The 21,582-nt window shown below is 72.6% G+C and carries 21 protein-coding genes; 16 read left to right on the top strand and 5 right to left on the bottom strand.

Features of this window, described 5'->3' with window-relative positions:
- Positions 1-214 precede the first annotated feature (214 nt).
- Complete coding sequence (locus ETD83_RS26195; protein WP_138647864.1) at positions 215-1,327, top strand: NAD(P)H-dependent flavin oxidoreductase; 1,113 nt, start codon at positions 215-217, stop codon at positions 1,325-1,327.
- 226 nt (positions 1,328-1,553) lie between these two features.
- Here the strand turns inward: ETD83_RS26195 and ETD83_RS42805 are convergent, their stop codons facing one another.
- Positions 1,554-1,802: a type II toxin-antitoxin system RelE family toxin gene (locus tag ETD83_RS42805; protein WP_171064436.1), complete on the bottom strand. Its 249-nt coding sequence runs from the start codon at positions 1,800-1,802 to the stop codon at positions 1,554-1,556.
- Here ETD83_RS42805 and ETD83_RS26190 point away from each other — a divergent pair.
- Positions 1,792-2,787 (top strand): MFS transporter, encoded by a 996-nt coding sequence (locus tag ETD83_RS26190; RefSeq protein ID WP_171064435.1) that lies wholly within the window; start codon positions 1,792-1,794, stop codon positions 2,785-2,787. The two genes, ETD83_RS42805 and ETD83_RS26190, sit on opposite strands and share 11 nt — an antisense overlap.
- Positions 2,788-2,794: 7 nt before the next feature.
- Here the strand turns inward: ETD83_RS26190 and ETD83_RS26185 are convergent, their stop codons facing one another.
- Positions 2,795-3,607: a crotonase/enoyl-CoA hydratase family protein gene (locus ETD83_RS26185; protein ID WP_138647862.1), complete on the bottom strand. Its 813-nt coding sequence runs from the start codon at positions 3,605-3,607 to the stop codon at positions 2,795-2,797.
- A gap of 183 nt (positions 3,608-3,790) precedes the next feature.
- Between ETD83_RS26185 and ETD83_RS26180 the strand changes: the two genes are divergently transcribed.
- The 7 genes from ETD83_RS26180 to ETD83_RS26150 all read left to right on the top strand — a co-directional run bounded on the left by ETD83_RS26180 (position 3,791) and on the right by ETD83_RS26150 (position 12,657).
- Positions 3,791-5,350: an acyl-CoA synthetase gene (locus ETD83_RS26180; RefSeq protein ID WP_138647861.1), complete on the top strand. Its 1,560-nt coding sequence runs from the start codon at positions 3,791-3,793 to the stop codon at positions 5,348-5,350.
- Complete coding sequence (locus tag ETD83_RS26175; protein ID WP_138647860.1) at positions 5,340-6,284, top strand: Zn-ribbon domain-containing OB-fold protein; 945 nt, start codon at positions 5,340-5,342, stop codon at positions 6,282-6,284. The genes ETD83_RS26180 and ETD83_RS26175 overlap by 11 nt, the downstream gene beginning before the upstream one ends.
- Positions 6,281-7,345: a thiolase domain-containing protein gene (locus ETD83_RS26170; RefSeq protein ID WP_230421189.1), complete on the top strand. Its 1,065-nt coding sequence runs from the start codon at positions 6,281-6,283 to the stop codon at positions 7,343-7,345. The genes ETD83_RS26175 and ETD83_RS26170 overlap by 4 nt, the downstream gene beginning before the upstream one ends.
- Positions 7,338-8,495, top strand: coding sequence for a thiolase domain-containing protein (locus ETD83_RS26165; RefSeq protein WP_138647858.1), 1,158 nt, complete (start codon positions 7,338-7,340; stop codon positions 8,493-8,495). Before ETD83_RS26170 ends, ETD83_RS26165 begins: the two co-directional genes overlap by 8 nt.
- Positions 8,496-8,535: 40 nt before the next feature.
- Positions 8,536-10,137 carry an acyl-CoA synthetase gene (locus ETD83_RS26160; RefSeq protein WP_138647857.1) on the top strand — a complete coding sequence of 534 codons (1,602 nt, stop codon included), beginning with the start codon at positions 8,536-8,538 and terminating at the stop codon, positions 10,135-10,137.
- 149 nt (positions 10,138-10,286) lie between these two features.
- Complete coding sequence (locus ETD83_RS26155) at positions 10,287-10,757, top strand: MarR family winged helix-turn-helix transcriptional regulator (RefSeq protein ID WP_205717894.1); 471 nt, start codon at positions 10,287-10,289, stop codon at positions 10,755-10,757.
- 268 nt (positions 10,758-11,025) lie between these two features.
- A complete protein-coding gene (locus ETD83_RS26150; RefSeq protein WP_138647856.1) occupies positions 11,026-12,657 on the top strand; it encodes a serine/threonine protein kinase in 1,632 nt (543 codons plus the stop codon).
- On the opposite strand, the gene ETD83_RS26145 is transcribed toward ETD83_RS26150, so the two are convergent.
- Together ETD83_RS26145 and ETD83_RS26140 are read right to left on the bottom strand one after the other, a co-directional pair.
- Positions 12,658-13,848 carry a lipid-transfer protein gene (locus ETD83_RS26145; RefSeq protein WP_138647855.1) on the bottom strand — a complete coding sequence of 397 codons (1,191 nt, stop codon included), beginning with the start codon at positions 13,846-13,848 and terminating at the stop codon, positions 12,658-12,660.
- A complete protein-coding gene (locus ETD83_RS26140) occupies positions 13,845-14,294 on the bottom strand; it encodes a Zn-ribbon domain-containing OB-fold protein (protein WP_205717893.1) in 450 nt (149 codons plus the stop codon). The genes ETD83_RS26145 and ETD83_RS26140 overlap by 4 nt, the downstream gene beginning before the upstream one ends.
- Positions 14,295-14,459: 165 nt before the next feature.
- On the opposite strand from ETD83_RS26140, the gene ETD83_RS26135 reads away from it, so the two are divergent.
- From ETD83_RS26135 to ETD83_RS26125, 3 genes are all read left to right on the top strand, one after another.
- Positions 14,460-15,227, top strand: coding sequence for an SDR family oxidoreductase (locus tag ETD83_RS26135; RefSeq protein ID WP_138647854.1), 768 nt, complete (start codon positions 14,460-14,462; stop codon positions 15,225-15,227).
- A gap of 43 nt (positions 15,228-15,270) precedes the next feature.
- Positions 15,271-16,230: an LLM class F420-dependent oxidoreductase gene (locus ETD83_RS26130; protein ID WP_138647853.1), complete on the top strand. Its 960-nt coding sequence runs from the start codon at positions 15,271-15,273 to the stop codon at positions 16,228-16,230.
- 101 nt (positions 16,231-16,331) lie between these two features.
- Positions 16,332-16,631 carry a Fe-S cluster assembly protein HesB gene (locus ETD83_RS26125; RefSeq protein WP_138647852.1) on the top strand — a complete coding sequence of 100 codons (300 nt, stop codon included), beginning with the start codon at positions 16,332-16,334 and terminating at the stop codon, positions 16,629-16,631.
- A gap of 65 nt (positions 16,632-16,696) precedes the next feature.
- On the opposite strand, the gene ETD83_RS26120 is transcribed toward ETD83_RS26125, so the two are convergent.
- On the bottom strand, positions 16,697-16,897 hold the full coding sequence (locus ETD83_RS26120; RefSeq protein ID WP_138647851.1) for a hypothetical protein: 201 nt from the start codon (positions 16,895-16,897) through the stop codon (positions 16,697-16,699).
- Positions 16,898-16,980: 83 nt separating this feature from the next.
- On the opposite strand from ETD83_RS26120, the gene ETD83_RS26115 reads away from it, so the two are divergent.
- From ETD83_RS26115 to ETD83_RS26100, 4 genes are all read left to right on the top strand, one after another.
- Complete coding sequence (locus ETD83_RS26115) at positions 16,981-17,631, top strand: MBL fold metallo-hydrolase (protein WP_138647850.1); 651 nt, start codon at positions 16,981-16,983, stop codon at positions 17,629-17,631.
- Positions 17,628-18,317 (top strand): HAD family hydrolase, encoded by a 690-nt coding sequence (locus ETD83_RS26110; RefSeq protein ID WP_138647849.1) that lies wholly within the window; start codon positions 17,628-17,630, stop codon positions 18,315-18,317. The genes ETD83_RS26115 and ETD83_RS26110 overlap by 4 nt, the downstream gene beginning before the upstream one ends.
- Before the next feature lie 154 nt (positions 18,318-18,471).
- The gene (locus tag ETD83_RS26105; protein WP_138647848.1) at positions 18,472-18,675 is read left to right on the top strand and encodes a PspC domain-containing protein; all 204 of its coding nucleotides are present in this window, start codon (positions 18,472-18,474) and stop codon (positions 18,673-18,675) included.
- 80 nt (positions 18,676-18,755) lie between these two features.
- A complete protein-coding gene (locus ETD83_RS26100) occupies positions 18,756-21,578 on the top strand; it encodes a DEAD/DEAH box helicase family protein (RefSeq protein WP_138647847.1) in 2,823 nt (940 codons plus the stop codon).
- Positions 21,579-21,582: the final 4 nt, after the last annotated feature.

The raw sequence follows: 21,582 nt of genomic DNA, 5'->3' as shown, positions 1-21,582 counted from the left end.
GTCTTAGGGTCTCGTGGGCTCGGAGATGGGTATAAGAGACAGCCGGACCTCCACGCCGCCCGGACGGCAAGTTCGGCGACAACCCCACGTCCGATGGCCCCGAGCCCACCAAGGGCTGATACCTGTTCTAGGCAGACCCACAAAGCAGCCCCACGACGCGTTCTCCAACTAGAACCTGTTGTAGTTCCAGCGAACCCGGCCTAGGGTCGAGGACGTGCGGACACGAGTCACCGAACTATTCGGCATCGAGTACCCGATCTTCGCGTTCAGTCATTGCCGCGACGTCGTCGCGGCGGTGAGCCGCGCCGGCGGCATGGGCGTCCTCGGCGCCCTGCACTTCACCCCCGAGGAACTCGAACTCGAACTCAAGTGGATCGACGAGCACGCCGGCGGCAAGCCCTACGGCGTGGACGTGGTCATGCCCGCCAAGTACGAGGGCGCCGACCTCGGCGACGCCGAGGAACTGCTCGGCAAGCTCCAGAGCATGATCCCCGCCGAGCACAAGACGTTCCTGGAGAACCTCCTGGCCGAGCACGGTGTCGACCCGCCCACCGACCAGGCGGGCAAGGCCCTCCTCGGCTGGACGGACGTGACGGCACGCCCCCAGGTCGAAGTGGCCCTCAAGCATCCGATCGCGCTGCTCGCCAACGCGCTCGGCCCGCCCCCGGCGGACGTCGTCGAGGAGGCGCACCGCCACGGCGTGAAGGTCGCGGGCCTCGCGTCCAACGCGCGGCACGCCCGCAAGCAGGTGGACGTCGGCATCGACATCATCGTCGCGCAGGGCACCGAGGCGGGCGGCCACACCGGCGACGTCGCCACGATGGTCCTCATCCCCGAGGTCGTGGACGCCGTCGGCGACGACACGATCGTCCTCGCCGCGGGCGGCATCGGACGCGGCCGCCAGATGGCGGCGGGCATGGCACTGGGCGCCGACGGCGTCTGGACGGGCTCCATCTGGCTCACCGTCGACGAGGCCGACACCCCCGAACGCGCGCTCCCCAAGCTGCTCGACGCCACGTCCCGCGACACCGTCCGCTCCCGCGCCTGGACGGGCAAACCGGCCCGCTTCCTCAGGACCGCCTGGACGGAAGCCTGGGAGAGCGAGACCTCCCCCGGCTACCTCCCGATGCCCATGCAGTTCATGCTGATCGCGGACGCCCTGCCCCGCATCGCCCGCTCCGGCGACGGCGAACTCGTCACCTTCCCGGTAGGCCAGATCGTCGGCTCAATGAACCAGATAAAACCCGCCGCCCAGGTCATCTACGACCTGATCGAGGAATACGTGGAGGCAATAGCCCGCCTCAACACCATCACCACCTCAGACTGACCCGCACCGCCGCGCCCACCCACCACGCCGACCGGCTCGCGGCCTTACTCGGACGGCCCAAGCAGGAACCGACTGACCTCCTCATGGGTGAGCGCCCCCGGCCGACCCGCCGCCTCCCATCTGAGGAATTCCGCGTACAGCACTTCAGGGTCGCTCTCCTCGACATCCTCGGTCGAGCCACGACGCTCGGCTTCTCCTTCGCCACGGATCGGCTGGTCTCGCCTGCTCATGTCGCGGTGCGGCTTATGTGGGCGACGTGGATGATGCCGTCACTCAGGCGGTGCAACACCCGATACGGACCGACCCGGAGCCTGTAGTCGTCGCTACTTCCCCAGGAGAACGCATCCGGTGGTCTCGGATCATCGACCAGCTGGTTCACCGCAGTGGCGATAGCGTGCATGCCTTGCTGGTCGTGCATGTATCGGCGCATCGTCCTTTGTGCTTGCGGCGACCACTCGGCCGTCATGTCGACCATCGAGTCCGCCCGCGCCGCGGCACGGGCCGGGACGCGGGAATGGGCCGGGCTCACCGCGCCGCTGCTGCTCCCCGAGACCCGCGCCGCCGGGGCCGGACGCCTCGACCTTCCCAGCGTGCCGCTGTCCCTGGCCGCCGCCCTGCCCGCCGTCTACGCCCTCAAGGAACTCGCGAAGGATCCCGCGAACCCGTGGGCGTACGGCGCGGCGGCGGTCGCGGTGGTGTTCGGGTTCCTCTTCGTCCGGCGGCAGCGCGCGGTCGCCGAGCCGCTGATGGACCTGCGCCTGCTGCGCAGCCGGACGTTCAGCGCCGCGCTGGTGATCCTGCTGGTGGGAATGCTCATCCAGGGCGGGATCTACCTGTTCATCAGCCAGTACCTGCAGACGATCGAGGGGCTGTCGCCGCTGCGGTCGGGGCTGTGGCTCGCCGTCCCGGCGCTGGCCCTGGTCGCCGGGTCGCTGCTGTCCCCGATCGCCGCCCGCCGCGTGCGGCCGGGCACGGTCATCGCGGCCGGGCTGGTCCCGGCGGCGGCGTGGGCGGGCGACACCGTCGTGCTGATGATCGGGGTCACGGTGGGCTTCCTCGGGATGGCTCCCATCGGCGCCCTCGGCATCTCCCTCATCGCCGGGTCGGCCCCGCCGGAGCGCGCCGGGGCCGCGTCCGCGATGGCGGAGACGTCCGGGGAGTTCGGCATCGCCTTCGGGGTGGCCGCCCTGGGCAGTCTCGGAACCGCCGTGTTCCGCGCCGCGATCTCGGCGCCGGAGGGCGTCCCGCCGTCCGCGCGGGAGTCGATCGGTGAGGCCGCCACCACCGCCGAACGGCTCCCGCCCGCCTCCGCCGCCGCCCTCCTGGACAGCGCCCGCGACGCCTTCCTCACCGGCCTCGGCGTCGTCGGGACGGCCAGCGCGATCCTGGTCCTGGCCCTGGCGGCTGTGTCGGCATGGCTCCTTCGCCGGCTTCCGCCCATCGGCGCCGACGACCTGTGAGGGGGGGCTATTCGCCCTTGTAGACGGGTGGGCGCTTCTCCCGGAAGGCGCGGGAGCCCTCCTTGGCGTCCTCGGAGGCGATGACGGGCCAGCCGATCTCGTCGGAGATCTTGAGGGCCTCCTCCTCGGAGAGGTGCTCGGTCTCGCGGTAGGTGCGGAGGATGCCCTGGACGGCGAGCGGCCCGCAGGCGGCGATCTGGCCGGCGAGCTCGCGAGCGGCGGCCAGCGCCGTCCCGGTCGGGACGATCTTGTTGATGAGGCCCATGGCGAGGGCCTCCTGAGGGGTGACCGAGCGGGCGGTGAGGAGGATGTCCATCGCGTTGGCATAGCCGATCTGGCGGGGGAGGCGGATGGCGGAGCCGCCCATGGGGAACAGGCCGCGCTTCGCCTCGTACAGGCCGAGGGTCGCGTCCTCGGCGACGACCCGCAGGTCCGTGCCGACGAGGAGTTCGGTGCCGCCCGCGACGGCGTAGCCCTCGATCGCGCAGATGAGGGGCTTTGTCGGACGGCCCTCGCGGAGCAGTCCCTTCCAGTGGAAGTCGGGGATCTGCGCCATGCGCTCCTGGACGCGCGGGTCGGACGGCTGCTGCCCCATGGCCTTCAGATCGGCACCGGCACAGAAGGTCCCCCCGGCTCCGGTGAGGATGCCGACGCGGACGTCCGGCGTCTCGGACATGTACGCCCAGGCGTCGGCGAGGCCCACCAGCATGGCGGAGCTGAGCGCGTTGCGCGCCTCGGGACGGTTCATCGTGACGGTGACGACAGGGCCGTCGCGCTCGATGACGCAGTGCTCGGTGCTGATCGGCAGCCGTTCCGCCATGGTCCCTCCAGCGTCCAGGAAATGAGAACAGATTCTAGTTAAGGTCCGGCCTTGCTGGTAGGGGTTGATATGGAAAACGAGAACGTGATCTACTTTGGGCGCCGGGCGTCGGCGGGGTGACGGCGCTCACCGTGGTCGCGCAGCCATGCGGGCACGCAGTCACCGGCGGCGGAGGGAGAGCCGATGGGGTCGTTGGGCTTTTGGCGGCTGGCGCAGGCCGATCCCGGGTGGATCGCGTCCGTCGACCCGGACGGGACGGAGCACACCGCAGGCGACCTGCTGGCCCGCGCGAACCGGCTCGTCCACGGGCTTCGCGCGCTGGGGCTGGAGAAGGGCGACGGGATCTGCGGGCTCGTCCCGAACGGGTCCGAGGGGCTCGTGCTGTATCTGGCGGCGCTGCAGGCCGGGTGGTACTACACGCCGGTCAACTGGCATCTGACCGGCCCGGAGATCGGTTACATCGTCGCCGACAGCGAGGCGAAGGCGTTCTTCGTCCACGAGCGGTACGCGGCCGAGGGGGCGCGGGCCGGTGAGGAGATCGACGCGCGGAGGCGGTTCGCGTTCGGGCGCGTCTACGGGTTCCGCGCGTACGAGGAGCTGGTCGAAGGGCAACCCGAGACGCTGCCGGACGATCGGAGCAACGGCGCGACGATGCACTACACGTCCGGGACGACCGGACGGCCGAAGGGCGTCAAGCGGGCGCTGATGGGCATCGACCCCGACGACAGCGCCGAGCTGATGACGTTCCTGCTCGGCATGTTCGGCATCACGCCGGGACGTCCGGCCGGCGGCGTGCGGCAGGCCCATCTGATCACCTCGCCGAACTACCACACGGCCGTCACCCAGTTCGGCGGCACCGCCCTGCACATGGGGCACACGCTCGTCTACATGGACAGCTGGGACGCCGAAGACACGCTGAGGATGATCCAGGAGCATCGCGTCAGCAACACCCACATGGTGCCGACGCACTTCAAGCGGCTGCTGGCCCTGCCCGAGGACGTCCGGGAACGGTACGACGTGTCGAGCATGAAGCACGCGATCCACGCGGCGGCGCCGTGCCCGGTGCCCATCAAGCGGCAGATGCTCGACTGGTGGGGCGACTGCGTCTGGGAGTACTACGCGGCGACCGAGGGCGGCGGGACGATCGCCAGCCCCGCCGACTGGCGCGCCCACCCCGGGACGGTCGGGAACGCGTGGCCGATCAGCGAGCTGCTCATCGTGGACGACGGCGGCGAGCCCGTCCCGGCCGGGACGCACGGCACGATCTACATGAAGATGATGGGCCTTGAGTTCGAGTACAAGGGCGACAGGGAGAAGACGGAGAAGAACCGGCTTGAGGATTTCTTCACCGTCGGCGACATCGGCTACCTGACCGAGGACGGGTTCCTGTTCCTGTCCGACCGCAGGTCCGACATGATCATCTCGGGCGGGGCGAACATCTATCCGGCCGAGATCGAGAACGAGATCATCCTGCATCCGAAGGTCGCGGACGTGGCCGTGTTCGGCATCCCGGACGAGGAGTGGGGCGAGCAGATCAAGGCCGTCGTCGAGCCCGCCGGCGGCGCCGAGCCGGGGGACGCGCTCGCCGCCGAGATCCTCGCGTCGCTGGAGGGCCGGCTCGCGAAGATGAAGTGGCCGAAGACCATCGACTTCATCGAGACGATGCCGCGCGAGCCCAACGGCAAGCTCCTCAAACGCAAGCTCAGGGACCCGTACTGGAAGGACCACGCCCGTGTCATCTAGCACGGGGCCGTCCGAGCCGAACCACGTGCTGGAGTTCCCCGGCGGCTACACCCGCTCGGTCGGCCCGGTCATCGGACGGTTCCTCAGCGAGCTGCGCGACGGGCGGCTGGTCGGCGTCCGCACGGCCGGCGGGCGGGTGCTCGTCCCGCCGTCCGAACACGACCCGGACACGGGCGAGGACGTGACCGGCGAGTTCGTCGGCGTCGGCCCGGCCGGGACGGTCACGACGTGGTCATGGGTCCCGCGCCCGGCGAAGGAGCACCCGCTCGACCGGCCGTTCGCGTGGGCGCTGATCCGTCCGGACGGCGCCGACACCGCCCTGCTGCACGCGCTCGACCTCGGCGTCTTCGAGGAGGGCGCGCAGCCGCCGAAGTTCCTCAAGACCGGGATGCGCGTCCGCCCCCGCTGGCGGCCGGAGCGCACCGGCGGGATCGGCGACATCGAGTGCTTCCAGCCCGAGGTCACCCTGATCAACGCGCCGACGCGGCTGGAGTACGAGCTGCGCGGCGGCAAGGCGCTGCGGCGCTTCCTCGAAGGCATCGCGGAGGGCCGCATCCTCGGGCACAGGTGCCCGGTGTGCGAGCAGGTCATCGTGCCGATGAAGGGCCTGTGCCCGCGCGACGGCGTCCCGACGATCGAGGAGGTGGAGCTGCCCGATACCGGCACGGTCACCACCTTCGCCGTCAACAACATCCCCGACCCGCGCGCCCCCGAGGTGCCGTTCGTGTCCGCGTACGTGCTGCTGGACGGCGCCGGGCTCACGATGCTCACGCTCGTCGCGGGCGTCCCGGCGGACCAGGTCCGGATGGGCATGCGCGTCAGGGCGGCGTGGCGCCCCCGCGAGGAATGGGACCGGAGCATGAACAACATCAGGTGGTTCGAGCCGCTCGACGAGCCCGACGTCCCCTTCGACGAGATCAAGGACTACCTGTGAGGCGCGAGATCGCCGTGGTCGCGTTCGCGCAGACCCGGCACAGCGGCGCGGACGAGGGGCTCGCGGAGATCGAGATGCTCGCCCCGGTCATCACCGAGATCAAGGAGCGGACGGGCCTCGCGCGGTTCGGCTTCACCTGCTCCGGGTCGTGCGACTATCTCGCGGGCGCGCCGTTCTCGTTCGTGTCGGCGCTGGACGCGATCGGCGCCTGGCCGCCGATCTCCGAGAGCCACGTCGAGATGGACGCCGCGTGGGCCCTGTACGAGGCGTGGGTGAAACTGCTGCACGGCGACATCGACACGGCGCTCGTGTACGGGTTCGGGAAGTCGTCCCAGGGGAACCTGCGCTCGATCCTCACCCAGCAGCTCGACCCGTACCATCTGGCGCCGCTCGGCATCGACTCGGTGTCGCTGGCCGCGCTCCAGGCCCGCGCCTACATGGAGCGGTCGGGCGTGAAGGAGGACGATCTGCGCGCCGTCGCGGCCCGGTCCCGCGCGTCCGGACGCGGCAACCCGTTCGCGCTGCACCTGCCGGAGCCGGGCGCGGACGAGGAGTACGACGTGGCGCCGCTGCGCCCGTACGATGTCGCGCCCATCACCGACGGCGCCGCCGCGATCGTCCTCGCCGCCGGGGACAGGGCGCGGGAGCTGTGCGAACGTCCCGCGTGGATCACGGGGATCGACCATCGCGGCGAGCCGCACGCGCCCGGCGTCCGCGACCTGACCCGCTCGGAGGCGACGCGCCTCGCCGGTGAAAGGGCCGGTGAGAAGGCGGGCGCGGCGGGCGTCGAGGTCGCCGAACTCCACGCCCAGTTCAGCCACGAGGAGCTGATCCTGCGCGAAGCGCTCGGGCTCGGCGACGACGTCAGGGTCAACCCGTCCGGTGGGGCGCTCTCCGCGAACCCCATGATGGCGGCCGGCCTGATCCGGATCGGTGAGGCGGCGGCGCGCATTCACGACGGGTCGGCGTCCCGGACGCTGGGGCACGCGTCGTCCGGTCCCTGCCTCCAGCAGAACCTGGTCTGCGTCCTTTCGGAAGAGACTGGAGCGAGTCATGGGTGACCGCTGCGCGATCATCGGGGTCGGGCAGACCGCGTACCGGACCAGGCGGCTGGACGTGTCGATGCCGGGCCTGCTCCGCGAGGCGGCCCGCCGGGCGCTCGACGACGCCGGGCTGACCTGGAAGGACATCGACGCCGTCGTCGTCGGCAAGGCCCCCGACCTGTTCGAGGGCGTGATGATGCCGGAGACGTTCCTGGCGGACGCGCTCGGCGCCGCGGGCAAGCCGCTCATGCGGGTGCACACGGCCGGGTCGGTCGGCGGGTCCACGGCGATCGTCGCGGCGGGGCTCATCCAGGGCGGCGTGCACGACCGCGTCCTCACGGTGGCGTGGGAGAAGCAGTCGGAGTCGAACGCGACGTGGGCGCTGACGGTGAACTCGCCGTTCACGACGTCGCTGGTCGTGGGCGCGGGCGGCTACTTCGCTCCGCACATCCGCGCCTACATGCGCCGCGCGGGCGCCCCCGACCACATCGGCACGCTCGTCGCCGTCAAGGACCGGCGGAACGCGCTGCGGAACGAGTACGCGCACCTGAAGATCCCCGGCATCTCCCGGGAGATGGTCGAGTCGACGCCGATGCTGTGGGAGCCGATCCGCTACCTGGAGACCTGCCCGTCCTCGGACGGCGCGTGCGCGATGGTGCTGGCCTCGGAGGACGCGGCCAAACGAGCACCGTCCCGTCCGGCCTGGGTGCACGGCACGTCGATGCGGTCCGAGCCGATGATGTTCGCCGGTCGCGACAGCGTCAGCCCCCAGGGCGGCAAGGACGCGGCCGCGGACGTGTACCGCCAGGCGGGCATCACCGACCCGCGCAGCGAACTCGACTGCGCCGAGGTGTACGTCCCGTTCTCCTGGTACGAGCCGATGTGGCTGGAGAACCTCGGGTTCTGCGGCGAGAACGAGGGCTGGAAGCTCACCGAGGCCGGTGCGACGGCGATGGACGGCGACATCCCGTGGAACCCGTCCGGGGGCGTGCTGTCGTCCAACCCGATCGGCGCGTCCGGGATGATCCGGTTCGCCGAGGCGGCGCTGCAGGTGCGCGGGCAGGCGGGCGACCACCAGGTGGACGGGGCGCGCCGCGCGCTCGGCCACGCCTACGGCGGCGGCGCCCAGTTCTTCGCGATGTGGATAGTCGGCAGCGACAAACCCTGATTCCCTGGTAGAGGCGCGATGACCCTCCGGAGGACGTCCGATGGAGTACAACCACGCTGACCTGTTCGAGGGAGTCGCGGACGCTGTCGGTGAGCGCGTCGCCCTGATCTGCGGTGACCGGCGGCTCACCTACGCGGAGCTGGACGAGCACGCCAACCGTCTCGCGCACCATCTGACGGACGCGGGCGTCCGGCCCGGCCAGCATGTCGCCGTCCAGCTGTACAACGGTGTCGAGTACGCGGCGGCGCTGCTGGCGGCGTTGAAGATCCGGGCCGTGCCCATCAACGTCAACTACCGCTACGTGGAAAGCGAGCTGCTCTACCTGTACCGCGACTCCGACAGCGTCGCGCTGCTCTACGACGTCGAATTCGAGGACCGCGTCGCCGCCACCGCCCCCGAGGCGCCGAAGCTGGGGCATCTCATCGCGGTCGGGGGCGCCGCCCCGTCCATCCCGGGCGCGGTCGCCTACGACGAGGCGCTGAAGGCAGCGGACGGAACGCGCACCGGCTTCCCCGCCCGCTCCGCCGACGACCTCTACATCATCTACACGGGCGGGACGACCGGGATGCCGAAAGGCGTCATGTGGACGACCGAGCACCTGCTGTTCGCGTTCTGGAACCCGACGCTCCCGCGCCCGGCGAAGCCCGAGGACGTCGTGGAGATGGCGCGGAACGGCGGCCCGCTGGTGATGATGCCGGTCGCGCCGCTCATGCACGGCGCCGCGCAGGTCGCCTCGTGGATCTCCTGGTTCATGGGCGCCACACTCGTCTACACGCGCCGGTTCGACGCCGCGGACGTGTGGCGGACGATCGCCCGCGAGAAGGTCAACTCGCTGACGATCACCGGTGACGCGATGGCGGTCCCGATGGCGGACGAGCTGGCGCGCGGCGGCTACGACACCTCGTCCCTGCTGGCCTTCGTCTCGACGGGCGCGATCTTCACCGGGACCGTCCGCGACCGCGTCCAGGGCCTCCTGCCGAACACGATCATCATGGACCGGTTCGGGTCGACGGAGTCGGGCTCGACGGCCGAGGCGGTCGCGGGCTCGACCCCGGAGAAGGGGCTGCGGTTCGCGCCCGACGTGGCGGACGTGACCGTCCTGGACGACGCGCTCCGGCCCGTCGAGCCGGGGTCGGGGGTCATCGGGCAGGTCGCGCGCACCGGGCACATCGCGCTCGGCTACTACAACGACCCGGACAAGACCGCGCGGACGTTCCCCGTGGTGGACGGGCGGCGCTGGCTGCTCACCGGCGACATCGCGACCGTGGCGGAGGACGGGTCGATCGCCGTGTACGGCCGGGGCTCGCAGGCCGTCAACACCGGCGGCGAGAAGGTGTTCCCGGAGGAGGTCGAGGCCGTCCTCAAGGGGCATCGCGCCGTGTACGACGCGGTCGTCACCGGCATTCCGGACGAGCGCTGGGGGAACCGCGTCGCGGCGGTGATCCAGCCGTCCGGCGGGGGCGGCGAGCCGCCGTCGCCCGGCGACCTGGACGCCCACTGCCGCAGGGAGCTGTCGGGGTACAAGGTGCCGCGTGTCTACGCCTTCGTGGACGAGATGAAGCGCTCCCCGGCGGGCAAGGCCGACTACCGCTGGGCGAAGCAGGTGGCGGAGGGGGCGGCGGAGGCCGAGGGCGCCCGGTAGCGCCGCTCGCCTTTCCCACGGGCGCCGTTCGCCACGCGGGGCAGCGGCCCCGGCTGGTCCCGTCCGAGCCCGGCCACTAGACTCTCCTGTGGAGAGTCGCTCTTGAAATGAGCCTCTCTGTATGCGAGTAATTAGGGGAGGGTGGGGCCGTGTCGACCCCGGAGCGCGAGCGGATGGCGGGCGAGCTGCAGATGGCGATGCAGCGCAGCACGATGTTCACGGTGCTGCTGCACCATGCCACCGCGACCAAGGCGGGCATGAACGTCACCGACGCGCAGTGCGTGAACGCGCTGTCGCTGGACGGGCCGCAGACGCCGGGCCAGCTCGCGCAGCTCATGGGCATCACGACCGGCGGCGCCATCACCGCCGTGATCGACCGGCTGGAGAAGGCGGGCTACGTCCGGCGCACCCGCGACCCCGACGACCGCCGCCGCGTGATCGTCGAGCTCGTCGAGGAGAACGTCGCCCGGTTCGGCCGCTACTTCGAGCCGATCGGCCGCGCCTTCCGCGAGCGCCTCGACGGCTACACCGACGAGCAGATCGCCGTCCTGCTCGACTGGGTCCGCCACAACAACGAGGCGATGCCCCACATCATCGAGGAGATCAGGAAGCTCCCGTAGGCCGCCCGCGCGGGCTCCCGCGCGTGGTCCGGGAACAGCCGCGGCGGTCCCCCCGGCCGCGGCGGCCGCCCCCGGAGCCTCCTGCCGCCGAAAACGGCGACACCTGACTCGTGACCGCTACGCCCCAGGTCACACGGGTCGCGGACGGTGACTTCGGTCACATCGCCACATTTCGGACATCGTCGTGTCCGGTCGTTTCGGGTGGCCGGGGCTCCGCGGGAAGTGAGAACATGCGCGCCATGCGCGCACGAGAGGACGACCGCTGACCGTGGACCCGCTGCGCCCCGAGGACCCTCCCGAGATCGGCGGCTACCCGCTGATCGCCCGCATCGGCGCCGGTGGCATGGGCCAGGTGTATCTCGGACTCACCGGCGGCGGCCGGCACGTCGCGCTCAAGGTGATCCGCGAGGACTTCGACGGCCCGCAGGCGCTCGCCCGCTTCCGCCGCGAGGTCGCGACCGTCGAGCGGGTGCGCAGCCGGTTCGCCGCCGCGATGGTCGGCGCCGGGCTGGACGCCCCGCCCTACTGGCTCGCGACCGAGTACGTGCCGGGCCCGACGCTCCGGCAGGCCGTCGCCGAGCACGGCCCCCTGCCGCCCGACACCTGCCTGCGGCTGCTCGCAGCCCTCGCCCAGGGGCTGCTGGAGATCCACGGGCAGGGCGTCCAGCACCGCGACCTCAAGCCCGGCAACGTGATCCTCGCCCCGGACGGCCCGCGGCTGATCGACTTCGGCATCGCGCGCGGCGAGGGCCAGACGCAGATCACCCAGACCGGCGCGTGGAACGGCACCCCCGGCTACGTGGCGCCCGAGGTCGTCCGGGAGCAGGAGCCGGTGCCCGCGTCGGACGTGTTCTCGCTCGCCGGCACCGTCGCCCACGCCGCGACGGGACGCCCGCCCTTCGGCGGCGGCCGCATCGAGGCGATCATCCACCGCACCCTCGACGGCGACATCGACCTCGACGGCGCCGACCCGCGCGTCGCCGAACTCGTCCGGCTGTGCGCGGCGAAGGAGCCCGGCACCCGGATCTCGCTGGAACGCCTGCTGGAGATCGCCGCGTCCACCGCCGCCCTCGCCGACGACCCCGACTACCGGCGGGTCGCGGGCGTTCCGCGGCCGGTGCCGGTGAGCGTCGCGGACGCCGCCGCGTCCGGCCTCGTCCCGCCGGACCGCACCCGGACGACCGTCAACGGCGGAGGCACGGCCTTCCGTTCGCGCGCCGCGGTCATCGCCGCCGGCGCCGGGGTGGTCGCGGTCGTCCTCGGCGGCGCGTTCACCGCACGGGCCATCTTCAACGGCGACAACGGTTCCAAAGGCTCGGGCGGCGCCTCCGGTGCCGGTCAGGGGGCAGGCTCCGGGACGACGTCGTCCCCGCGCACGCCGCCCGGAGGAACACCGGCGGGACGGACCGCCGGCCCCGGCGGGCGCCCACCGGACGAGATCCTGGTGAAGAAGCCCACCCTGGACTACCAGAGCCTGAAGTTCTCCCCGAAGGACTTCACCTGCCTGCCGAACATGCGTGTCGAGAAGGAGGACGAGAAGTTCTCCGGTCAGCTGCAGGTCTCGGCACCGCGCGAGCCCTACACGAAGAAGACCGTCAAGTTCGGCATGCGATTCAAGTTCGAGCGGCCGTCCAACTACTACCTGGCCGCCCAGGTCCGTGAGCCGGGCCCCTACGGCAGTGCGGGGCCCGCATGGGTCAACAGCAAGCCGCAGCTGTATCCGCAGGGCGCGGCGGGTGACCACGGGCTCGACCTCACCTATCCGGACGACTTCAACTGGGTGGGGTCGCAAGGCGGGACGGGCCCGCTGTTCGGGGGCGTCTGGACGATCGTGTGGTTCCGCGTGGCCCCCAACGGCGACGCCTACTACCTCGGTTGCGACGGGTTCACCGTCAAGTGATCACCGGATGGCGATGACCGCCGAGCCGTGCCCGAACAGGCCCTGGGTCACGGCGATGCCCGTCCTGGCGTCCTCGACCTGGCGGCCGCCCGCCTGCCCGCGCAGCTGCCACGTCAGCTCGCAGAGCTGCGCGATCGCCTGCGCCGGGATCGCCTCGCCGAAGGACGCGAGCCCGCCGCTCGGATTCACCGGAATGCGCCCGCCCAGCGCGGTGGCCCCCGAGCGCAGCAGCTCCTCGGCGCCGCCCGGCTCGCACAGGCCGATGTCCTCGTACCAGTCGAGTTCGAGGGCCGTGGACAGGTCGTACACCTCGGCCAGCGACAGGTCGTCCGGGCCGATCCCGGCCTCCTCGTAGGCGGCGTCCGCGATCGCGGACCTGAAGGGGCGCCCGGGCTCCGCCGCCGTCAGCGCGGAGTCGGTCGCGAAGTCGGGCAGGTCCAGGACGGTCTTCGGGAACGTCGGCGTCACCGTGGACAGCGCCGAGACGCGCACCGGATCGGTGACGCCGTGCCGCCGCGCGAAGTCCATCGACGTCAGGACGAGCGCGGCGCCGCCGTCGCTGGTGGCGCAGATGTCCAGGAGCCGCAGCGGGTCCGCGACCACGGCGGACTCGCGGACGTCCGCCGGCGTCACCTCCTTGCGGTACCGGGCGTTCGGGTTCGCGAGCCCGTGCCGCGCGTTCTTCACCTTCACGGCGGCGAAGTCGTCCGGCGTCGCGCCGTGCACGGCCATCCGGCGGCGCGCGTACAGCGCGAAGTAGAGGGGATTGGTGGCGCCCAGCAGCCGGAACCGCAGCCAGTCGGGGTCGTCGGGACGGTCGCCGCCGACCGGCCTGAAGAAGCCCTTCGGCGCGGCGTCGGCGCCCACGACCAGCGCCACGTCGCACAGCCCCGCGAGGATCTGCGCGCGGGCCGAGCCGATGGCCTGCGCCCCCGAGGCGCATGCCGCGTAGCTGGACGACACCCGCGCCCCCGACCAGCCGAGCGCCTGCGCGAACGTCGCTCCCGCGATGAACCCCGGATAGCCGTTCCGGATGGTGCCGGCGCCCGCCACGTACTGGACGTCCGGCCACGCGATCCCGGCGTCCGCGAGCGCCGCACGTGCCGCCGCCAGCCCGTACTCGACGAAGCCGCGCCCCCACTTCCCCCACGGATGCATCCCCGCGCCCAGCACGGCGACGTCGCGGCTCATCGGACCGGCCTCCACATCCAGACGGTGTACTCGGCTTCGCCGTCCTCGTAGAGGGTGCCTTCGGTCAGCTCCACCTCCATGCCGACGGCGAGGTCGTCGACCGTGTGGCCGGGCGCGACCTGCCCGAGGACGACCATGCGCTCGGCTTCGAGTTCGACGGCCGCGACCGCGTAAGGGACGAACGGGTCCGGCGACACGTACGGCGGCGGGGGCCGGTAGCGCGCGTCGGCGTACGACCAGATCCGGCCGCGCGCGGAGAGGGTGTGGGGCTCCAGCTCGGAGCCGTCCTTCGGGCCGGTGCAGCGGGGGTTGCGGCAGGCCAGCTCGTTGCGCGGGAAGTACGGCGTGCCGCAGGACGCGCAGCGTGTGCCCAGCAGCCGGACGCCGCCGTCCCCGCTGGTGAACCACCCCTCGATCGCCGGACGGCGCTCCTTGGTCGTGCGCACGCGGCCCTCCCTCGTCTCGTCGGGGCAGGCTAACAACCAAGCGGCCGCTCGGAGGGCGGCCGTCCGGTGAGCGGGACGGGCTCTGCTGACTGACGCGTCAGTAACTTCGGTACAGTGAACCGAGTCGGATTCTGCCCAGCGTGCGCAGAGATAGGGAGAGTGCAGATGCGGACTGGACTTCAGGGGAGGACGGCCCTGGTCACCGGGGCCTCCCGGGGGATCGGCAAGGCGATCGCCATCGCTCTCGCCGCCGAGGGCGCCAACGTCGTCCTCTCCTCGCGCAGGCAGGAGGCGCTGGACGAGGCCGCCAAAGAGATCGCCGACGCGCATCCGGGCGCGGGCGTCCTCGCGAAGGCCGCGCACGTCGGCGACGCCGACGCGGCCGCCGCCTGCGTGGCCGCCGCCGTCGCCGAGTTCGGCGGCCTCGACGTCCTCGTCAACAACGCCGGGACGAACCCCTACTTCGGGCCGATGGCCGACATCGAGCCGTCCGCCGCCGCGAAGACCGTCGAGGTCAACCAGTTCGCGGTCGTCCAGTGGACGCGGCTCGCCCTGCGCGCGTCGATGGCGGAGCGCGGCGGCTCCATCGTCAACATCGCCTCCGTCGGCGGCCTGGTCACCGAGCTCGGGATCGGCTACTACAACGCCACCAAGGCCGCCGTCATCCACCTCAGCCGGCAGTTCGCGATGGAGCTGGCGCCGAAGGTCCGCGTCAACTGCATCGCGCCCGGACTGGTCAAGACCCACCTCGCCCGCGCACTGTGGGAGGGCAACGAGGAGGAGATCAGCAGGCACACGCCGCTCGGGCGCATCGGGGAGCCCGAGGACATCGCGAGCGCGGCCGTCTTCCTCGCCGGGGACGCGTCGTCCTGGATGACCGGGCAGACGCTCGTCGTGGACGGCGGCTCCACCATCCGATCCTCGATCGCCTGAGACCAGATCGCCCGAAACAGATCGCTTGAAAACAGGGGGAAGCATGTCACGCTGGGGACTGACCATTCCGCTCGCCGGGCTCCCGCTGGCCGAGCACCGCGAGATCATCGCCGAACTGCCGGCCCTGGGCTACACCGACGCCTGGTCGGCCGAGGTGAGCGGCGCCGACGCGTTCACCCCGCTGGCGCTCGCCTCGCAGTGGGGCCCCGAGCTGCGGCTCGGCCCCGCGATCGTGCCGGTCTTCACCCGCGGCCCGGCCCTGCTGGCGCAGCACGCCGCGACGCTCGCCGACCTCGCGCCCGGACGGTTCGTGCTCGGCATCGGCACCTCGTCCGACACGATCGTCGAGCGCTGGAACGGCATCCCGTTCGAGGAGCCGTACCAGCGCGCCCGCGACATGCTGCGCTTCCTCCGCAGGGCGCTCGCCGGGGAGAAGGTGAAGGAGGCGTACGCCACCTTCACCGTCAACGGCTTCAGGCTGGAGACGCCCCCGGCCGTGCCGCCGCCGATCGTCCTGGCCGCGCTGCGTCCCGGGATGCTCCGGCTCGCCGCCCGCGAGGCGGACGGCGCGATCAGCAACTGGCTGTCCCCGGAGGACGTCCGGACGGTCCGCGGTGTGCTCGGTGAGGAGCCCGAGCTGCTGGCGCGGCTGTTCGTCTGCCCGTCAGGGGACGCGGCGGAGGCCCGCGCGATCGGCCGCTGGCTGATCGCCGCGTACATGACGGTGCCCGTCTACCGGGCGTACCACGAGTGGCTCGGACGCGGCGAGGCGCTGCGCCCGATGAACGAGGCGTGGGCGGCCGGCGACCGCCAGAAGGCCCTGGAGGTCATCCCGGACGAGGTCGTCGACGACCTGGTCGTCCACGGCACCCCGGCCGACTGCCGCGCCCGCATCCGCGAGTACGTCGGCAACGGTCTCAGCACGCCCGTCCTGGCGATCGTCCCCGGCGGCGGCCTCTCCCCGGCCGAGGCCGTCCGCGCCCTCGCCCCGTCCGCGGGCTGACATTCCACCTCCTAACGCCCGGTGCACGCGATGTTTACGGGCGTGAGGATCGGGGAGGGTGGGGCAGATCCGATCCAAGTAAGAGACGTGAGGAGCTGATCGTGCTCACGCTGACCAGCGGTGCCGTCCAGGTCATACGTACCGTGACCGCGAACCCGGAGCTTCCGCCGGAGACCGGCATCCGCATCGAGTCCGGGCTCGACGGCTCGGACGCCCTGAGGCTCTCGGTCGCGCCCGCCCCGGAGGCCGGCGACCAGGTCGTCGAGGAGGAGGGCGCCAAGGTGTACCTGGAGGCCGGCGTCGCCGAGATGCTGGACGACAAGACACTCGACGCGCAGGTCGACCCGCAGGGCGACGTCGCGTTCACCATCGCGGAGGGGTCCGAGGGCACCCCGACCTGAACCGAGCTTCTGGAGCCGGGGTGCCGAACCCATCGGCGCCCCGGCTCCAGCGCGATTCGTCCCGCTCAGCGCGCGGCCGCGATGACGGCGACCGCCGCGAGCGCGAACGCCACCGTCGTGAGGACCAGGAAGGCCGCGACGACCGCGCAGGCCAGGCCGCGCGGCTGGTCGCGCCAGGTTCCGTAGCGGTCGCGCACCTGCCGGTCCAGTTCCTCCCGGGACGGCCGTCCCGCGTCCGGGGAGTCGGGCGAAGGCGGGGTCGTCACGGTCGCCAGTCTCGCAGATCCGCCGCGCCGGTCAGGCTGGGGCGGCCGACGGGCCCCGGCCTCCCGCGTGAAAAAATCGCCTGATGCGTCTCACCAAACTCGGCCACGCCTGCGTCCGGCTCACGAAGGACGACCGGACGATCGTCATCGACCCCGGCTCGTTCAGCGACGCGTCCGGCGCGCTCGCCGCCGCCGACGCGGTCCTCATCACCCACGAGCACTTCGACCATTTCGACCCCGACGCGCTGCGCGCCGCGATGGCCGAACGCCCGGGACTGGACGTCTGGACGTCGCGCGTCGTCGCCGAGAACCTCTCTGACCTGGGCGGACGCGTCCACCAGGTCGGCCACGGCGACGCCGTCACGGTCGCGGGCTTCGACGTCCACGTCTACGGCGAGGACCACGAGATCCTGCACCCGGACGTCCCGCCGATCCCGAACACCGGGTTCCTCGTCGACGGGGAGGTCTTCCATCCGGGGGACGCGCTGACCGTCCCGTCCGAGCCCGTCCGGACGCTGTGCCTGCCCGGCAACGCGCCCTGGCTGAAGATCCCCGAGCTGTACGCGTACACCCGCGAGGTCGGGCCCGAGCGCGCGTTCGTCATCCATGACGGGCTGCTGAACGACATCGGTCTCAAGGTGATGCAGACCCACGTCACCAAGGCGGGCGAGGAACTCGGCAAGGAGTTCACCCGCCTCGTCCCGGGCACCTCGGTAGACCTGGCCGCCGCGTGAGCCGGGACCCCCGACCCCCCGGAGGGCGGCCCCGGCCCGTTCAGGCCGTCTTCCTCGACATCGGCGAGACGCTGATCGACGAGGGCGAGATCTACGGGCGCTGGGCCGACTGGCTGGGCGTGCCCCGGCACACGTTCGTCGCCAAGCTGGGCGCGCTGCTCGCCACGGGCGGCACCCAGAAGGACCTGTTCCAGTACTTCCGGCCCGGGTTCGACCTGGACGAGGAGCAGCGCCGCCGCGCGGCGGCGGGCGTCCCCAACGGTTTCGGGCCCGACGACCTGTACCCGGACGCGCGGGCCTGCCTGTCCGGGCTCCGCGCCCAGGGCCTGTTCGTCGGGATCGCGGGCAACCAGCCGGTGGAGGCCGCGGAGCAGCTGGCCGCGCTCGGGCTGGACGCCGACGTCGTCGGGATCTCCGACGTGTGGGGGATCCAGAAGCCGGCCCAGGAGTTCTTCGAGCGCTGCGCGCAGATCGCGGACGTGCTGCCCGACCGCGTCCTCTACGTCGGGGACCGCGTCGACAACGACATCCGGCCCGCGCTCGCCTACGGAATGCGGGCCGCCTTTCTCAGGCGCGGCCCCTGGGGCCACATCCAGCAGGACGACGACGTGCTGCGCCAGTGCCTGTTCGTCCTGGACGACCTGGCCACCCTCCCGAAACTCGTCGCCGACCATAACGCGGCCTGAGAGCGACCCCTAGGGGACGTCCCCTAATCCCGCAGTATGGCGTTAAACAGGACGAACGGGCGATGTTATGTCTGCCGTCCGGTTCGTAACGTGGCCGCGAAACCGCGACCGCGTACATCGTTCACAGCTCGACGAATCGGGGAGAGAAGAACTCATGAACGGCCTCTATCGTCCGCGCCACGGCCGGATCATCGCCGGTGTCTGCGCCGGGCTCGCGCGGCGGTTCGGGATGACGCCCATGACCGTCCGGGTGCTGTTCCTGCTGTCGTGCCTGCTGCCCGGCCCGCAGTTCGTGGTCTACCTCGTCCTCTGGGTGATGATGCCCAACGAGGACCGCTACCTCGCCCGCACTCACTGATCACCGATAGCGCTTGGCCGGGCCCGCCCGGAGGTGTTAGATCGTGGCACCACCATTCCCGTGGGAGGGAGGGAGCCGCGGTGCCTGAGGACGGCCGCCCGGGTCCGGGCCCGTTCCCTGGCGGGGGGACGGCCCCGCGCACGCCCCGGAGACCGCCGCCCGCCGCGGGCGAGCCGGACGAGTCCGCGCGTGCCGCCGGGGAATCCGCGCGGGAAGCCGAGCACGCGGCCCGCCTGCTGCGCTACCTGCGCGATCTGGCGCGGGCCCGGCGCCGCCCCGCGCGGGACGTGACGGGGCACGACCACGTCCACTGGCTGTGCGAGCTGCCCGGCGACGTCTACGTGGAGACGGACGCCGGGCCCGGCGACGTCCTGTTCAGCGTGCCGGTCATCCCGCTGACGCCGCCGGTCGTGCTGGACGAGTTCGACGGCTGGCTCGCGCTCCGCAACTGGTACCGGATCCTGCGCGAGCTGGCCGGGCAGGAGGCGGTGCTCGGCACGGGGCTGCTCACCTGGCGTCCGGCCGTCCACGACCACCTGCTGAACACGCCCGTCCGCATCGTCGTGGACGACCGCACGGAACGGATCGACGTCGTCCTCGCCGGGCACACGACGCTGCGCGACCGGGAGCTGCTGTCCGGCCACCCCGGCTACCGGCCCGCCGACTGGGTGTCGGACGCCGTGCAGGCCGGGCAGGGCTTCGGGCTGACCGGCTCGGTCGGGGACGTCCTGCGCAAATGGTGCTCCGTCGCGCTGTCCGGGCGCGCCGAGTACCGCGAGGACTGGACCCCGGACGCGGGCGCCGACACGGGCGCCGCCTCGGCCGTCGCTCGGGTCCGGCTCGCTCCGGCGCTGGTCGTCCGGCCGCCGGGCCGCACGGCCGTCGCCGACTACCACTCGCGGCTGCTCGAACTCCTGCCCCGCGGCGTCCCGGACGGCATCGCGCGGCTGGCGTCGCCGACGCAGCGGCCGCACGTCATGCACGTGCCCGAACGCGCGCCGGAGACCGTCCCCGACCTGCTCACCGGCCTGCTCGCCCGCGGTCACCGCGTCGTCGTCGCCATGTCCGGCGCCGCCGCGGCGGCCGCGCTCCGCGCCGCGCTCCCGCCCCGCCTCGCCGAACTCACCGTCACCGACCCGACGACGGCCGGACGGGTCGCGGACGCGGTCCTCACCCGCACCGTCCCCGACCCGGAAGTGCTCGCCGCCGCGGAGAAGGCCGCGTCCCTGCAGGTCGCCGGGCTCCGCGACCGCCTCCGCGACGGTGTCGACGACGATCCCGGCGAGGGCCGTCCCGACGACCGGCTCCGCTCCGAGGCGCCGGACCTCGCCTGGATGCCGCTCCGCCCGGACATGCCGCCCGGCCCGCCGATCTCCCGGTCCGAGGCGGCGGAGCTCGTCGTCCTGCTCGCGGAGGAGACCCCCGAGCGCAAGGCCCGCACCGCGCAGCGCGACGTCGACCCGGGCGCGCTGCCCAGCGCCGCCTACGTCCGGACGCTGATCGAGGCCGAGTCCGCCGCCGCCGAGCGCGCAGAACGCTCCAAGACCGACCTGTCCCGGCGGCTGCGGGACACCGACGTCACGCTCCTCGCCCGCCTCGACGGCAACGCCAACGTCGTCGGCGCCGCGCTCCGCGACCTCGGCCTGGACGGGCACCCCGGCGGCTGGAACCCCGCCGACCTCGCCGTCGGCGCGTTCGGCGACGCCCTCGCGGGCCGCCGCCCGCTCATCTGGTCCCGGGTCGTGGAGATGACGGCCCGCGCCCAGTGGGCCGAACGCGCCCTCGGGGACCTGTACGGCCACCGCATCGACCTGCCGCCCGACGCCGACCTGCGCGCCCTCGCCGCGGCGGCCCACGACCTGCGCGCCCACCTCGCCGCCGGCGGCGCCCTCAAGCGCGGGCCGCTCCGCTCCGCCGCGCAGCGCCAGGCCGAGCCCCTGCTCGCCGCCGTGAGGGTGGACGGCGCCGCGCCCGCCACGCCCGAGCTGCTCGACCTCGTCCACACCGACCTCATGGTCCGGATCACCTGCCGCGAGCTGCAGTACGTGTGGGAGGCCGCCGGGATCTCCTTCCCCGCCGACCTGCCGCCCGCCGAGCGCGTCACCCGGTTCGTCCGCGCCCACGCGCGCCTCGCCCGCGTCCGGGACGCCATGCCCGCCGTGGACGAGACCAAGGCCCTCCTCGAACGCGCCGGCGTCGCCGTCCCGCTCGCCCACCCCCTCCAGTGGCACGGCTACGTCGCCGCGCTCCGGAACGCGCTGGAGGGCCTCGGCGTCAACCGCGCCGCCGCCGACCTGGACGCCCTGCGCGACTCGATCGGCCCCGTCGAGAAGGGCGACCCGCCCGAGCTCCGCGCCGCCCTGACCGCCGTCGGCGCCCGCGACGCCGCCGCCTACGGCCGCGCGCTCGGCGCCCTCGCCGAGGCCCGGCACGAGCGCGCCCTCCAGATCCGCTGCGAGGAGCTGCTCGCCCGCGTCCGGTCCGTCCACCCCGACCTCGCCAACCTCATGATCGCCACCGACGGCGACGAGGAATGGCACGCGCGCACCCGCCGCTGGGACGAGGCATGGGCCTGGGCCCGCACCGCGGCCCGCCGCCTCGCCGAGGAGACCGTCCCGGCCGAGGAGCGCCTCCGCGCGGAGCTGAGGGAGGCCGAGGAGCGGCTGCGCACCGTCCGCGCCGACCTCACCGCCGCCTACGCCTGGACGGCCGTGCGGCGGAACCTTCCCGCCAACCCCGGCACGCCGTCCGAGGTCGTCCCGGCCTGGATCCTCCCGCTGTGGCGCGTCCCGGAGGCCCTTCCGCCAGTCCCCGGCTCGTTCGACGTCGCCATCGTGGACGGCGAGCACGAGGCCGGCGCCGAGGCCCTCTTCCTCCTCTGGCTGGCCCGCCCCAGCCCTTAACCCG

Origin of the sequence: Actinomadura soli (genome assembly GCF_005889715.1) — a bacterium.
GTDB lineage: Bacteria > Actinomycetota > Actinomycetes > Streptosporangiales > Streptosporangiaceae > Spirillospora > Spirillospora soli.
The sequence above is the reverse complement of the archived record's forward strand: the minus strand, read 5'-3'. Positions and strand labels throughout refer to the sequence as shown.